Genomic DNA, 11,819 nt, shown 5'->3' on the forward strand with positions numbered 1-11,819 from the left:
GAGGCCGCCCCGGGGGAGGCGTCCGCCGCGCCGCCGAGCGGCTCCCGCCGCACCGGGCGTGCCGGCAGCACGGACGGCACCGAGCCGACGACCGAACCCGAGGCCGAGGCCGAGCCGTCCGCGGCCTGACGTAGCATCGCGGGCCATGGACGAGCCCGCGTCGCGCCGCCATACGCCGGCCGCCTGGCGCGGTCAGGGACCCGTGGTGGCCGCAATCGCCTGCGGCGGCGGCCTGGGCTCGGCGGCCCGGTACGGCGCCGGCCGGCTGTGGCCGACCCCCGAGGGCGGCCTGCCCTGGACGGTGCTGTGGGTCAACGTCACGGGCTGCGCCCTGATCGGCGTGCTGATGGTGCTCACCTTCGAGGTGTGGCCAGGGCCCTACCGGTTGCTGCGGCCGTTCCTGGGCACGGGCGTGCTGGGCGGCTACACCACCTTCTCCACCTACAGCCAGGGCGCGGCGGACCTGTTGGACGCCGAACGGGCGCGGGCCGCGCTCGGGTACCTGGCGCTGACCGTGGTCGCGGCGCTGGCCGCCACCTGGCTGACGATGGCGGCGACCCGGGCCGTCGCCCGGACGGCCCGGCGCCGGGGACGGCGCGAACGATGAGCTGGCTGCTGGTCGTCGTCGGCGGCATGGTCGGCGCCCCGCTCCGCTACCTGACCGACCGCACGCTGCGGCTGCGGCTGCGCACCGCCTCCGACTTCCCGTGGGGCATCCTCTGCGTCAACGTGGCGGGCTGCCTGATCCTCGGCGTGCTGACCGGGGCGGTCGCCGCCGGTGCGGCCTCCACAGAGTGGCGGCTGCTGCTCGGCACCGGCCTGTGCGGCGCGTTGACCACGTACTCCACGTTCTCCTACGAGACCGTCCGCCTCGCCGAACGCGGCGCCGGCTGGCTGGCCGCCGCCAACGTCGCCCTCAGCGTCCTCGCCGGCCTCGGCGCCACCGTCACGGGCCTGACCCTCGCCGAGGCCGTGTGGGGGTAGGCCGGCCGTCGCTATGCTGGAACGAGCCTGGCCAGGAGGTAGCAGTGGCAGTCACCCAGGACTGGATGTCATACGCCCAGGACGAGGTCCAGCTGCCCAAGGGTCTTCGGCTCCGGCTCACCACGAACGGACTGACGTTGGTACCGATCACCCGTGCGCACCGAACCACGCAGCGGCGCATCGAGAACCAGATCGAGGCCGGGCTTCCGGGCTGGACCGCGGTCGGCGAGTTCCGGATCGTGCCGGCACGGGATGGCTACCGGCCCGAGCCGGATGCCGGGGCGGTGCCCAGCGACCAGTCAGAACCAGGTGATGTTGAGTACGACGAGAGCCTGCTCCCGTTCGTCGTGGAGGTCGTCTCCCCGGAGAGCGCGAACCGCGACTACCACACCAAGGCGGCTCACTACGCACTACGCGGCATCCCCGCCTACCTCGTGGTCAACCTCCTCACCGGTCGGTGGACGCTTTTCACCCGTCCGGCCGACGGGGAGTACCAGCACACGGTGATCGGCGCGTTCGGGGAGAAGATCGAGATCCCGGTCGCGGAGCGGACACTGGTGCTGGACTCCTCCGAGTTCCTGCGGGTCTGAGCGGAGCGGCCCGTCGGGCTGCCGAGGGGTCAGCGGCCGCCGCCGGTGGGTACCCGTTGGCGTTCCGTCGGGGTCGGCGGTCCGGCGGCCCGGCGGGTGGCCGGCTCGCGGACCAGCAACGCCACCAGCGCCGCCGCGAACACCGCGGCCAGCCCGGCCGTCAGGTAGATGCGGTCCAGCGCGTCCGCGAAGTCGGCCAGGGTGCGCGGCGGGCCGCCCGCCGTGAAGAGCGTGCCGAGCACCGCGACGCCGAGCGCGAAGCCGAGCTGGCGGAAGGTGTTGAGCGCACCGCTGGCCATACCGGAGCGCTCCTGCGGGGCCGCCGCCAGGGCCGCGGAGACCAGCACCGGGACCGCGACGCCGACGCCGACGCCGGTCACCGTCAGCCCGGGCAGCAGCACGGTCCAGGCCGAGTCGGGTGACACCGCCGTCTGGAGCAGCAGCCCCACCCCGATCAGCAGCACCCCGACCGAGATCGGGAGGCGCGGCGGCAGCCGGTCCAGCAGCCGCCCGCCGGCGGCCGCGACCACGAAGACCGTCGCCGCCATCGGCAGCACCGCCAACCCCGCCCGGACCGGGCTCAGGCCCAGCGCGTACTGGAGCCACAGCATCGTGTACGTGTAGTGCGCGAACGCGGCCCCGGTGAGCAGCGCCGCCGCCGTCATCAGCGCGGCGAACGACGGCCGCCGCAGCAGCCCCAGGTCCAGCACCGGAAGGCCGCGCCCGCGCCGCACCACCGCTCGTTCGATCGCCACGAAGGCCGCCAGGGCGAGCCCCGCGGACACCAGCGACGCCACCGACAGGGCGTCCGACCAGCCGTACTCGCCGCCCCGGATCAGCCCGTAGACCAGCGCGGCCGCCGAGCCGGTGAACGCGGCCGTGCCCCACCAGTCGATCCGGCCGCCCGCCGGGTTCCGCGACTCGCCGACGGTGCGCCAGGTCAGCCAGATCGCGAACGCCGAGATCGGCAGGTTGACCAGGAAGATGTACCGCCAGTCCAGGTACTGGGTGAGCACCCCGCCGAGCAACACGCCCAGCGCGCTCGCCGCGCCGTTCACCGCGCCCCACACCCCGAACGCCACCCCGCGGTCGCGCCCCCCGTAGGTGGCGGCCAGCAGCGGGGCGTTGCTCGCGAACATCGCCGCGCCCGCGACGCCCTGCACCGCGCGCGCCGCGACCAGCAGTTCGGGTCCCGGCGCCAGGCCGCAGACCAGCGAGGAGATCGCGAAGCCGGTGAGCCCGACCAGGTACACGCGGCGCCGGCCGTACCGGTCGCCGGCCGCGCCCAGCGCCAGCAGCAGCGCGGCCAGGGCCAGCGCGTACGCGTCGAGCACCCACTGCTGGGCGGTCAGCCCCGCGTCCAGTTCGCGGGCGATGTCCGGCAGCGCCGTGACCACGATCGTCACGTCGATGAGCAGCATGAGGTTTCCGAGGCAGACCGCCGCCAGCGGCCACCACTTCCCGTTTCTGTGCATGCCACAAGGCTTACCGGCCGACGGGGGCGAACCCAGCCATCCGGCCGTTCCCGGCGAAATCCGACATCCCCTACCCTCCCTGGGGTGAACTCCGACCCCGAGCGCGGCACCGCGCCGGAATTCGACGAACTCGACCGGCGCGTCGTCCACGCGCTGCAACTCGACGCCCGCGCGTCGTTCACCCGGATCGCCGGGGTGCTCGGCGTCTCCGACCAGACCGTGGCCCGCCGCTACACCCGGCTGCGGTCCGCCGGCCGGCTGCGGGTGGTCGCGTTGCCCAGCGTGCGGGCGCTGGGCGAGTCCTGGTGGACCGTACGCCTGGAATGCGTGCCGGGCGCGGCCGAGGACCTGGCCAGGGCGCTGGCGCACCGCGCGGACACCCTGTGGGTCAGCCTGGTGTCCGCCGGCACCGAGATCGCCTTCGCGGTGCGCGGCGGCGAGGGCGGAACGCCGCTGCTCGACCGGCTGCCGCGGACCCGCCAGGTGGTGCGGATGACCGCGCACTGCCACCTGCACACGTTCTTCGGGGGGCCGCTGAGTCTCGTCAACAAGCTGGGCGCGCTCACCGAGGCGGAGGTCGCGGAGCTGCGCTGGCCGGTGCCCGACGGGCCGGAGTCCGATCCGGTCCCGGCGTCCACGCTCACCGAGGAGGACCGCCGGCTGGTCGCGCCGCTGACCCGCGACGGGCGGGCGTCGGTCACCGAACTGGCGGCGGCCACCGGCTGGTCGCAGACCAGCGTCCGGCGGCGCCTCGCGGAACTACGGGCCGGCGACGCGCTCTTCTTCGACATCGAGTACGACTGGCGGGTCTTCGGCCTCGCGGCGCGCGCCGCGCTGTGGCTCTCGGTGGCGCCGGCCCGGCTGGCGGAGACCGGCGAGGCGCTGGCCGGGCACCCGGAGGTCGCGTTCTGCGCGGCCACCACCGGGACGAGCAACCTCTTCGCCGTGGCCGTCTGCGCGGACATCCGGGCGCTGTACACGTACCTGACCACGCGGATCGCCGCGCTGCCCGCCGTGCGGCACATGGAGACCGCACCGCTCACCCGCGTCGCCAAGGGCGTCGCCCCGCCGGACGGCAGCGCCGGCGCGCGCCCTAGATCCGCCGGCGCGGGCGGGGCAGTGCGTGCCGGGGGCAGTGCGCCAGGGAGATCTGGCGGACCAGTTGGTGGAAGGCGATGAGGGCGGAGACCGGCGGAAGGCCGGCGACCGCCATGTCGGTGACCTCGCGGGGGGCGCCGATCACGCACAGGCCGACCGCGAGGCCGGAGAAGAGGATCATCACCACCCACGAGTGCACCACCCGCCGCTGGTGCAGCGCGGCCCGCAGGATCGACAGCGAGGCGACCAGCCAGGGCCCGTAGATCAGCAGCGGCCACCAGGCCGCCAGCGCCCCCGAGACGCCCGTCGCGGCGGCGCCGCGCAGCGGCTCGTAGGAGATGACGCCGCCGAGGACGCTGAGCATCGAGACGATGCTGACGGCCGCGGCGGCGAGCAGCAGGTTGGCCAGCCGCAGCCACCACGGCGGGCCCGAGCGGGGGGCCTTCTTGTCCTTGGTGCGCCGGCGCCAGCGGAGCTCGTGGCGCCCCTTGCGGTGCCGGCGCGCGGCGGTCGCGACCTCGGGCTCGACGTACGGCGCCGCCGCTCCCCCGTGGCCGCCCATGGCGCCGGTGGCGGCGGCTCCCGTCGCGGCCGTGGCCGCCGCGGCTTCGGACGCCGCCGCGGCGGCCGCGGCGTCCGAGGCGGCGGCGCTCTGCAGCAGCCGGGCCAGCTCGCCCTCGAGTCCGTGCATCTCCTGGGACACCTCCGTCATCGGAGGCATCCCCGCCATTCCCGCCATCGGCGGCATCGGCGTCACGGGAGGCATCGATGCCGCGGAGCCCACCGACGACATCGGGGTCATCGGGGACATGGGGTCCACGTGCCCCAGGGGATCCGTGGGGACCTGCGGAGGGACCTGCGGGGTGCCCTGGAGGGTGAGCAGCATCGTCGCGTCGAACGCCGCCGCGGCGGGGTTGTCCGGGGTCATGCCTGAACCAACGAGCACACGTTTGGCCCAGATGTGGGACATCTGGGTGAATCCGGGCCGAACGCACGTCGGGCGTGCTCTCCCGGATCTGGCCGCAGGCCCCGGATCGGGGCGTGGTGTCATGGAGGAGGCAGGGGACAGGGACCACTGCCAGTCCACCGCGAGAGATGAGGCGTGAGGTTCATGACCACGCACTACGACGTCGTCGTCCTGGGTGCCGGGCCCGGGGGGTACACCGCGGCGGTCCGCGCCACCCAGCTGGGGCTGCGGACCGCGGTCGTCGAGGAGAAGTACTGGGGCGGTGTGTGCCTGAACGTCGGGTGCATTCCATCCAAGGCGCTGCTGCGCAACGCCGAACTGGCGCACCTGTTCACCCACGAGGCGAAGACGTTCGGCATCCGCGTCGAGGGCGAGGGCCGGGTCAGCTTCGACTACGGGGAGGCGTACCGGCGCAGCCGCAAGGTGGCCGAGGGCCGGGTGGCCGGCATCCACTACCTGATGAAGAAGAACTCCATCACGGAGTACGACGGCCGGGGCACCTTCACCGACCCGCACACGCTCAGCGTGGCGCTGTCCGCCGGCGGCAGCGAGACCGTCACCTTCGACCACTGCGTCATCGCCACCGGCGCCACCACCCGGCTGCTGCCCGGCACCTCGCTCAGCGAGCGGGTCGTGACGTACGAGGAGCAGATCCTCTCCGAGGCGCTGCCGGAGTCCATCGTCATCGCGGGCGCGGGCGCGATCGGCGTCGAGTTCGCGTACGTGCTGCACAACTACGGCGTCAAGGTGACGATCGTCGAGTTCCTCGACCGGATGGTCCCGCTGGAGGACGCCGAGGTCTCCAAGGAACTGGCCCGGCAGTACAAGAAGCTCGGCATCCAGGTGTTGACCTCCACCCGCGTGGACGCCATCGACGACTCGGACGCCTCGTCCCCGGTCCGCGTCACGGTGACGAACGGCAAGGGCGAGCAGGAGGTGCTGGAGGCGGACAAGGTCCTCCAGGCCATCGGCTTCGCGCCGCGCGTCGAGGGCTACGGCCTGGACGCCACCGGCGTCGCGCTCACCGAGCGGAAGGCGATCGCGGTGGACGGCCGGGGCCGCACGAACGTCCCGCACATCTACGCCATCGGCGACGTGACCGCGAAGCTGATGCTGGCGCACGCGGCGGAGGCCATGGGCGTGATCGCGGCCGAGACGATCGGCGGCGTGGAGACCATGGAGCTGGACTTCCGGATGATCCCGCGCGCCACCTACTGCCAGCCGCAGATCGCCAGCTTCGGGCTGACCGAGGCGCAGGCGAAGGAGGAGGGGTTCCAGGTCAAGACGGTGAAGTTCCCCTTCACCGCGAACGGCAAGGCGCACGGCCTGGGCCAGCCCACCGGCTTCGTGAAGCTGATCAGCGACGAGCGCTACGGCGAACTGCTCGGCGGCCACCTGATCGGGCCCGAGGTGACGGAGCTGCTGCCGGAGCTGACGCTGGCCCAGCAGTGGGACCTCACGGTCCACGAGATGGCCCGCAACGTGCACGCCCACCCCACCCTCGGCGAGGCCGTCAAGGAGGCCATCCACGGCCTGGCGGGGCACATGATCAACATGTGAGGAGGTCACCCCCTCTGACCTGGCCAGGGGCACAGACAGGGCACTCGGCTTGGCGATCACGAACGTGATGGCCGGGCCGAGCGCGCGTTCCGCTCCCGGCGGCCGAGTCATTGCCATGATCCTGACAACACGCGTAGAGTTACGCGGGCCGAGGGATTGTCAGGAAGGGCCGTGGCTCTTGATGCCGCGGGCGTGCCGAGGAGGATCGGGTGGGGACACGATCAGGTCGAAACAGCCACCGAGCCGCCCTGCGGCGACGCGCCGGGCTCGCCTTCGCCGTCGCCGTCGCGGTGATCGGCTCGCTGGTGACCGGTGGCGCCGCGCCGGCGGCCGAGACCGCGCCGACGCCGGCGGCCGATGACGGCGTCAGCACCCCGAAGCACGCCTCGACGTTCCAACTGGCCGACCCCGACACCGTCCACACGGGGACCGGCAGCTTCGTCACCTACGGCACCACCGTTCCCGCCGGCCGCGGGGCGCGGTGCGCCGGCGCGCCGACCGGACGGCTCTACGTCCCGATGCTGAAGCACGGCTCGGGCAACACCGTCGGCTTCACCAACTGCGCCTCCGGCGACGCGTTTCCCGGCGGTCCCGGCAGTTGGGCGGAGCCGGGCGGCGCCATCTGGGCACCGGGCGTCACCCGCCTCGGCGACCGCTACTTCATGTTCTACACCGCGTCCCGCGCTGGCTCCGGGCAGAAGTGCATCGGCCGGGCGATCTCGTCGTCCGCCGACGGCCCGTTCCGTGACGCCGGCGAGTGGGCCTGCCCGCCCGGCGGCCGGTGGGCCCTCGACGCCAACCCCTTCATCAGCGGCGGGAACCTGTACGTCACCTACCGGGACGACGCCATCGCGAGCGGCGCCGAGACCGGCATCTCGACCGTTCGCACCGACGGCGACGGCCGGGCCATCTGGGACACCCGCCGGGACGTCCTGCTGAGCACCGACATCACCTGGGACACCCGGGGGACCAGCGGCGGCACCCACGTCGTCGAGAACCCGTCGATGTGGCGGCGCGCCAACGGCACCTGGTACCTGATGTTCTCCGGCAACAACTGGGACAGCGCCAGGTACGCCACGGGCATCGCGGAATGCGGCAGCTCGCCGCTCCCCTCGTCCCGCTGCCGGCCCCTCCGCGGCAGCGACCGCCCGTACTTCGGCTACACCGGCTCCGGCGGCCTCGGCCCGTACCGGGGACTGCCGGGCAACCACCAGGGGCCGGGCGGCATGGACGTCTTCGCCGTCCCCGACGGCTCCCTTCGGGTGGTCTGGCATTGGTGGGACAACGGCCCCCGCTACCCGATGAACGGCGCGCTGCTTCTCAACGCGGACGGCTACTACGTCCAGTAGACGTCCTCGTCCCCGGGCTTCTCCAGACGCGGAAGTACACGTCGGCGATCTTCGAAGGCAGCGGCACCTGCGCGCCCACGGACCTCATCGATCGTTCTCGGAACGCTGGGACGACGCCGATGAGTCTGAGCCCGGCCGGGGTCGGACGCCTCCGGCTCCGTGGCTCCGGAGGCGTCGTCTCCGTGTGGCGGTCAGTGCGCGGCGAGTGGCTGGTAGCGGATGATCTCGTCCTCGCTGGGGACCTGGTTGATGCCGCGGGAGGTGCCGATCCACAGCGAGCCGTCCGGGGCGAGCCGGGCGAACCGCAGCCGGCCGTGCACGCCCTTGAGCTCCGACACCGGCTCGCCGGCCTCGCCGTCGTACACCGGGATGACCCAGAGTTGCTGGCTGCGCAGCGCGGCTCCGTAGAGCACGTCGTCGACGATGGTGATCCCGCTGACCACGCCGTCGGCCGGCGGCCAGTAGACGATCGGGTCGATGTACTCCGGCTCGCCGCCGGGGCCCTCGACCAGTGGCCAGCCGTAGTTGCGGCCGGGCACCGCGACGTTCAGCTCGTCCCAGGTGTTCTGGCCGATCTCGCTGAAGTACAGGGTGCCCGTCGAGTCCCAGGCGAGTCCCTGGACGTGGCGGTTGCCGTACGTGTAGACGTACGAGCCGGGGAACGGGTTGTCCGCGGGCACCTCGCCGTCCGGGGTGAGGCGGAGGATCTTGCCCGCGAGGGTGTCCAGGTCCTGGGCCAGTGCGGGTTGGCCGGTCTCGCCGGTCGAGGCGTAGAGCATGCCGTCGGGTCCGAAGGCCAACTGACCTCCGTTGTGGGTCCAGTTGGAGGGGATCCCGGTGAGGATGGGCTCCAGGGTGAGATCGTCCAGAGTGAACCGGACGATGCGGTTGTCCTCCTCGGTGGTGAAGTAGGCGTAGATGTAGCCGTCCTGGTCGTAGGTGGGCGAGGTGACCAGGCCCAGCGCGCCGGACTCGCCCTCCGCGTAGGAGGGCAGCGTCATGATCTCGACCGGGGGCGAGCCGGGGTCGATCCGGAGCAGGCGGCCGGTGTTCCGCTCCGTGACGAGGGCGCTGCCGTCGGGCAGGAAGGCCACGCCCCAGGGCTGGTCGACCTGGGCGATCTGCTCCGGCGTGGTGAAGTCGAAGCCGGCCAGCGGCCGCGGATCGTCCTCAGAGCCGGCGGCCGGCGCGGTGCCGCCGATCGTGACCGCGATCGCGATCGCGGCGAGCATGGCACCGGCGGCGAGAAGCCTGCGATGCATGAGAACTCCCTTCGTATGGCAGGGCATCGTAGGAAGCTCAGAAATGGCGTGTCCATGGCATATCGCTTCTCGCGCGACGGCCGGACTGACCGGTTTCCGCCCCGCCGACACCACCGGGCGAGCAGTTCCCCGTCACATCACACGAATCGTCGAAGTCCACGGCGAACTCCGTTCCGCAGCTCACTCCGGACGAGCCTGTCCACGTGGTCGCACCCATCGGCGGAAGGCCTGCGGGATTCCGCGGAATCCGCGGAATCCGCGGTGAGAAACGGGCCACGAAGCCGACCCATGACATTTGCGTGAACGCGTATGAACCCCGAGGGCTACCGCGGGAGGAAGTGGCGGTAGCTCAGGTGGGAGTCGGCCCAGGCGACATCGGGGTCGACGCGCCGGGTGAGCGTGTAGCGGGCGGGGACCAGGCCGTGGCCGCGCCAGAACGCGTCGCTGACCAGGTTCGCCGACGTCCACTCGGCCCCCCAGGCGCGGAACCCGCGCGCCGCGGCCCAGTCCACCACCCCGGACAGCAGGGCGGTGCCGACGCAGGCATACGGTTGCACACGTGGGCCACTGATTGAAGAGCTCGCCGCCATGGCCGGAGCCACTGGGCGCGGCTGGTGGACGGAGTACAAGCAGACGCTGAGTCCGCAACTCCTCGACCTCGCCGAGGTCGAGCAGGCGGCGACGGGACACCGTTCCTTCGAGTGGCTCTACGTGCCCGGGCTTCTCCAGACAGCCGACTACATGCGGGCTCTCTTCCGGAGCAGCAACACCGGGGCGTCCGCCGATCTCCTGGAGCGCTACGCGGAGTTCCGGTCGCGACGCCAGCAGATCCTGACGCGCGAACCGAATCCGACGGTGCACGTGGTGATCCACGAGGCCGCGTTCCACATGGGTTTCGTCAGTAGTGAGATCAGGGCTGCTCAGCTTGAGCACCTGATCGAGGCCTCGCTCGCACCAAACGTGACGATTCAACTGTTGCCGTTCAGCACACCTTCGAACCCTGCCGCGCTCGGTGCCTTCACCATCCTCGACGCGGTGGTTCCCGAGTTGCGGACGGTCAACGTGGAGCAGCCGACCAGTTCTCTCTTCCTGGCCGAGCCGTCCGAGATCGAGCAGTTCACCGCGCACTTCGACCGTCTGAGTCGCGTCGCCTTGGCACCGCTCGACCCAACCAGCCCTTATGGTGAAGATACGTTCGGCCTCGTGCAGTACCTGTTGTATGCCTTGAAGGAGGACAAACATGTCCGGCCTTGAGTGGCAGAAATCCAGCTTCAGCGGTGAGCCCCACCAGAACTGCCTCGAACTCGCGACCGCGCCCGACGGTCGCGTGTACGTGCGCGAGAGCGACGACCCCGCCACCGTGCTGACCGTCAGCCCCGCCGCCGCCCGGGCGTTGTTCGCCTGCCTCAGGGGCGGGCGGTTCCAGGCGCTGGGGCACCAGTGACTTCGTGCGCGTCGCGTCCCGTTCTCCGGGACTCCTCGCGCACGATCGCCGACGTTCCGACGCGGCTTGCAGCAGGCGAAGGGAGGCAGCGGTGACCGTCACGGAGGTGGAGCGGCTGCATCGTGCGCTCAGCCGTTGCGCGGACCAGTTCGAGGGCTACAAGATCGAGATCATCGAGGGCGCCATGACGATGGCCCCGGTCCGGCCGCACCACGGTGAGACCATCCGCCGGCTGGGGAACGCGCTGGAAGCTCAGCTTCCAGCGGAGTGGCACTCGGTCGTCGATGTCGCCTTCGGCTTCGCCGACGACACCGAGCTCTGCCCGGACCTCGCGGTCATCCCGCGCGCGGAAGCCGACAGAAACCTCAGCGCGTACCCTCCATCGCCCCGTCGTCTGCGCCGCACGCCACAGATGACGTGGCAAGCGTGAGTACCACTGCCACGACGTGACTCCGCCCTCGCATGCGGGCTAATCGCCCGTCGAGTACTCGGACGCCGGGTTGTCTCCTGGTGTACACAAGGACTGCTCGAGGGCCGCCCGCATGAACGGCTGGATCAACTCCGACAGGGCCCGCACCGACTCCTCGTCATCCTCGGGGTACTCGGCCGTGATCCCGACCGTGAAGGAATTGATGGGTACTCCCTCCCCCGGCTCGCATGCCGCCCCGGCGAGTACGAACCCCGGCCACACCATGGCGTCGAACTCGCCCTCCACCGGTTCGCCGTCCGCGACGTCGTACTCCTCCTCAAGGTCGTCGTGGCCGGGACTCCTGAGGAAATCCTCAAAGCTACCAGCCGCGAAGGTCTCGGCCAGGATGGCCTGCTCGTCGTCCAAGCTGATCCTGCAACGATCGACAGAGGCCAGATTGGGCATAGCCGCCGTGAAGTCCTCCTCGACACTCAGATCCCCCGTTCCAGGCGGGAAGATCGGCGCATAGAGATTCCTGGACACGTCCAGACCACAGAAGGTCTCTGGGATCGGGTACTCGGCCTCGGTAGGGCCATCGTCGCCGCATCCGACGGTGGACAGGCCGATGAGCAAGGCCACGGCTCCGGCTTTGATCAGGCGGCCGTCATTGTGTCCCATCGC

General features: G+C 71.6%; 14 protein-coding genes. 9 read left to right on the forward strand and 5 right to left on the reverse strand.

Going from position 1 to position 11,819, the window contains the following annotated elements; genetic code table 11:
- Positions 1–145: 145 nt before the first annotated feature.
- The 3 genes from ABGB06_RS09520 to ABGB06_RS09530 are packed head-to-tail and all read left to right on the forward strand — an operon-like array spanning position 146 to position 1,574.
- Positions 146–607: a CrcB family protein gene (locus tag ABGB06_RS09520; RefSeq protein WP_347587258.1), complete on the forward strand. Its 462-nt coding sequence runs from the start codon at positions 146–148 to the stop codon at positions 605–607.
- On the forward strand, positions 604–984 hold the full coding sequence (crcB, locus tag ABGB06_RS09525; protein ID WP_347587260.1) for a fluoride efflux transporter CrcB: 381 nt from the start codon (positions 604–606) through the stop codon (positions 982–984). Before ABGB06_RS09520 ends, crcB begins: the two co-directional genes overlap by 4 nt.
- Before the next feature lie 44 nt (positions 985–1,028).
- Entirely contained in the window at positions 1,029–1,574 is a 546-nt protein-coding gene (locus ABGB06_RS09530; RefSeq protein ID WP_347587262.1) for a Uma2 family endonuclease, read from the forward strand.
- 29 nt (positions 1,575–1,603) lie between these two features.
- Here ABGB06_RS09530 and ABGB06_RS09535 read toward each other — a convergent pair whose 3' ends face one another.
- Positions 1,604–3,049, reverse strand: a complete 1,446-nt coding sequence (locus ABGB06_RS09535; RefSeq protein WP_347587264.1) for an MFS transporter — start codon at positions 3,047–3,049, stop codon at positions 1,604–1,606.
- Positions 3,050–3,133: 84 nt separating this feature from the next.
- Here ABGB06_RS09535 and ABGB06_RS09540 point away from each other — a divergent pair, with 84 nt between their 5' ends.
- Positions 3,134–4,228 (forward strand): AsnC family transcriptional regulator, encoded by a 1,095-nt coding sequence (locus ABGB06_RS09540; RefSeq protein ID WP_347587266.1) that lies wholly within the window; start codon positions 3,134–3,136, stop codon positions 4,226–4,228.
- Here ABGB06_RS09540 and ABGB06_RS09545 read toward each other — a convergent pair.
- Positions 4,143–5,075 carry a DUF2637 domain-containing protein gene (locus ABGB06_RS09545; protein ID WP_347587268.1) on the reverse strand — a complete coding sequence of 311 codons (933 nt, stop codon included), beginning with the start codon at positions 5,073–5,075 and terminating at the stop codon, positions 4,143–4,145. The two genes, ABGB06_RS09540 and ABGB06_RS09545, sit on opposite strands and share 86 nt — an antisense overlap.
- A 183-nt stretch (positions 5,076–5,258) precedes the next feature.
- On the opposite strand from ABGB06_RS09545, the gene lpdA reads away from it, so the two are divergent.
- Together lpdA and ABGB06_RS09555 are read left to right on the forward strand one after the other, a co-directional pair.
- Complete coding sequence (gene lpdA, locus ABGB06_RS09550) at positions 5,259–6,674, forward strand: dihydrolipoyl dehydrogenase (protein WP_347587270.1); 1,416 nt, start codon at positions 5,259–5,261, stop codon at positions 6,672–6,674.
- A gap of 209 nt (positions 6,675–6,883) precedes the next feature.
- Entirely contained in the window at positions 6,884–8,023 is a 1,140-nt protein-coding gene (locus ABGB06_RS09555; RefSeq protein ID WP_347587272.1) for a family 43 glycosylhydrolase, read from the forward strand.
- A gap of 191 nt (positions 8,024–8,214) precedes the next feature.
- Here ABGB06_RS09555 and ABGB06_RS09560 read toward each other — a convergent pair whose 3' ends face one another.
- Complete coding sequence (locus ABGB06_RS09560) at positions 8,215–9,285, reverse strand: PQQ-dependent sugar dehydrogenase (RefSeq protein WP_347587274.1); 1,071 nt, start codon at positions 9,283–9,285, stop codon at positions 8,215–8,217.
- Between the two features lie 323 nt (positions 9,286–9,608).
- Positions 9,609–9,842 carry a hypothetical protein gene (locus ABGB06_RS09565; RefSeq protein ID WP_347587276.1) on the reverse strand — a complete coding sequence of 78 codons (234 nt, stop codon included), beginning with the start codon at positions 9,840–9,842 and terminating at the stop codon, positions 9,609–9,611.
- 31 nt (positions 9,843–9,873) lie between these two features.
- On the opposite strand from ABGB06_RS09565, the gene ABGB06_RS09570 reads away from it, so the two are divergent.
- From ABGB06_RS09570 to ABGB06_RS09580, 3 genes are all read left to right on the forward strand, one after another.
- Positions 9,874–10,539 carry a DUF5753 domain-containing protein gene (locus ABGB06_RS09570; RefSeq protein ID WP_347587278.1) on the forward strand — a complete coding sequence of 222 codons (666 nt, stop codon included), beginning with the start codon at positions 9,874–9,876 and terminating at the stop codon, positions 10,537–10,539.
- A complete protein-coding gene (locus ABGB06_RS09575; RefSeq protein WP_347587280.1) occupies positions 10,526–10,729 on the forward strand; it encodes a DUF397 domain-containing protein in 204 nt (67 codons plus the stop codon). Before ABGB06_RS09570 ends, ABGB06_RS09575 begins: the two co-directional genes overlap by 14 nt.
- A 91-nt stretch (positions 10,730–10,820) precedes the next feature.
- Positions 10,821–11,159, forward strand: coding sequence for a Uma2 family endonuclease (locus ABGB06_RS09580; protein ID WP_347587282.1), 339 nt, complete (start codon positions 10,821–10,823; stop codon positions 11,157–11,159).
- Between the two features lie 39 nt (positions 11,160–11,198).
- Here the strand turns inward: ABGB06_RS09580 and ABGB06_RS09585 are convergent, their stop codons facing one another.
- Positions 11,199–11,816 carry a hypothetical protein gene (locus ABGB06_RS09585; RefSeq protein WP_347587284.1) on the reverse strand — a complete coding sequence of 206 codons (618 nt, stop codon included), beginning with the start codon at positions 11,814–11,816 and terminating at the stop codon, positions 11,199–11,201.
- Positions 11,817–11,819 lie beyond the last annotated feature (3 nt).

Origin of the sequence: Streptomyces sp. B6B3, from assembly GCF_039871525.1 — a bacterium.
In the GTDB taxonomy this organism is placed as follows: domain Bacteria; phylum Actinomycetota; class Actinomycetes; order Streptomycetales; family Streptomycetaceae; genus Streptomyces.

Excerpts from the sequence above, each read along its gene's own strand:
- ABGB06_RS09575 (WP_347587280.1), top strand. The coding sequence starts at position 10,526 with ATGTCCGGCCTTGAGTGGCAGAAATCCAGCTTCAGCGGTGAGCCCCAC.
- ABGB06_RS09520 (WP_347587258.1), top strand. The coding sequence starts at position 146 with ATGGACGAGCCCGCGTCGCGCCGCCATACGCCGGCCGCCTGGCGCGGT.
- ABGB06_RS09560 (WP_347587274.1), bottom strand. The coding sequence starts at position 9,285 with ATGCATCGCAGGCTTCTCGCCGCCGGTGCCATGCTCGCCGCGATCGCG.
- ABGB06_RS09535 (WP_347587264.1), bottom strand. The coding sequence starts at position 3,049 with ATGCACAGAAACGGGAAGTGGTGGCCGCTGGCGGCGGTCTGCCTCGGA.
- ABGB06_RS09545 (WP_347587268.1), bottom strand. The coding sequence starts at position 5,075 with ATGACCCCGGACAACCCCGCCGCGGCGGCGTTCGACGCGACGATGCTG.
- lpdA (WP_347587270.1), top strand. The coding sequence starts at position 5,259 with ATGACCACGCACTACGACGTCGTCGTCCTGGGTGCCGGGCCCGGGGGG.
- crcB (WP_347587260.1), top strand. The coding sequence starts at position 604 with ATGAGCTGGCTGCTGGTCGTCGTCGGCGGCATGGTCGGCGCCCCGCTC.
- ABGB06_RS09585 (WP_347587284.1), bottom strand. The coding sequence starts at position 11,816 with ATGGGACACAATGACGGCCGCCTGATCAAAGCCGGAGCCGTGGCCTTG.
- ABGB06_RS09570 (WP_347587278.1), top strand. The coding sequence starts at position 9,874 with ATGGCCGGAGCCACTGGGCGCGGCTGGTGGACGGAGTACAAGCAGACG.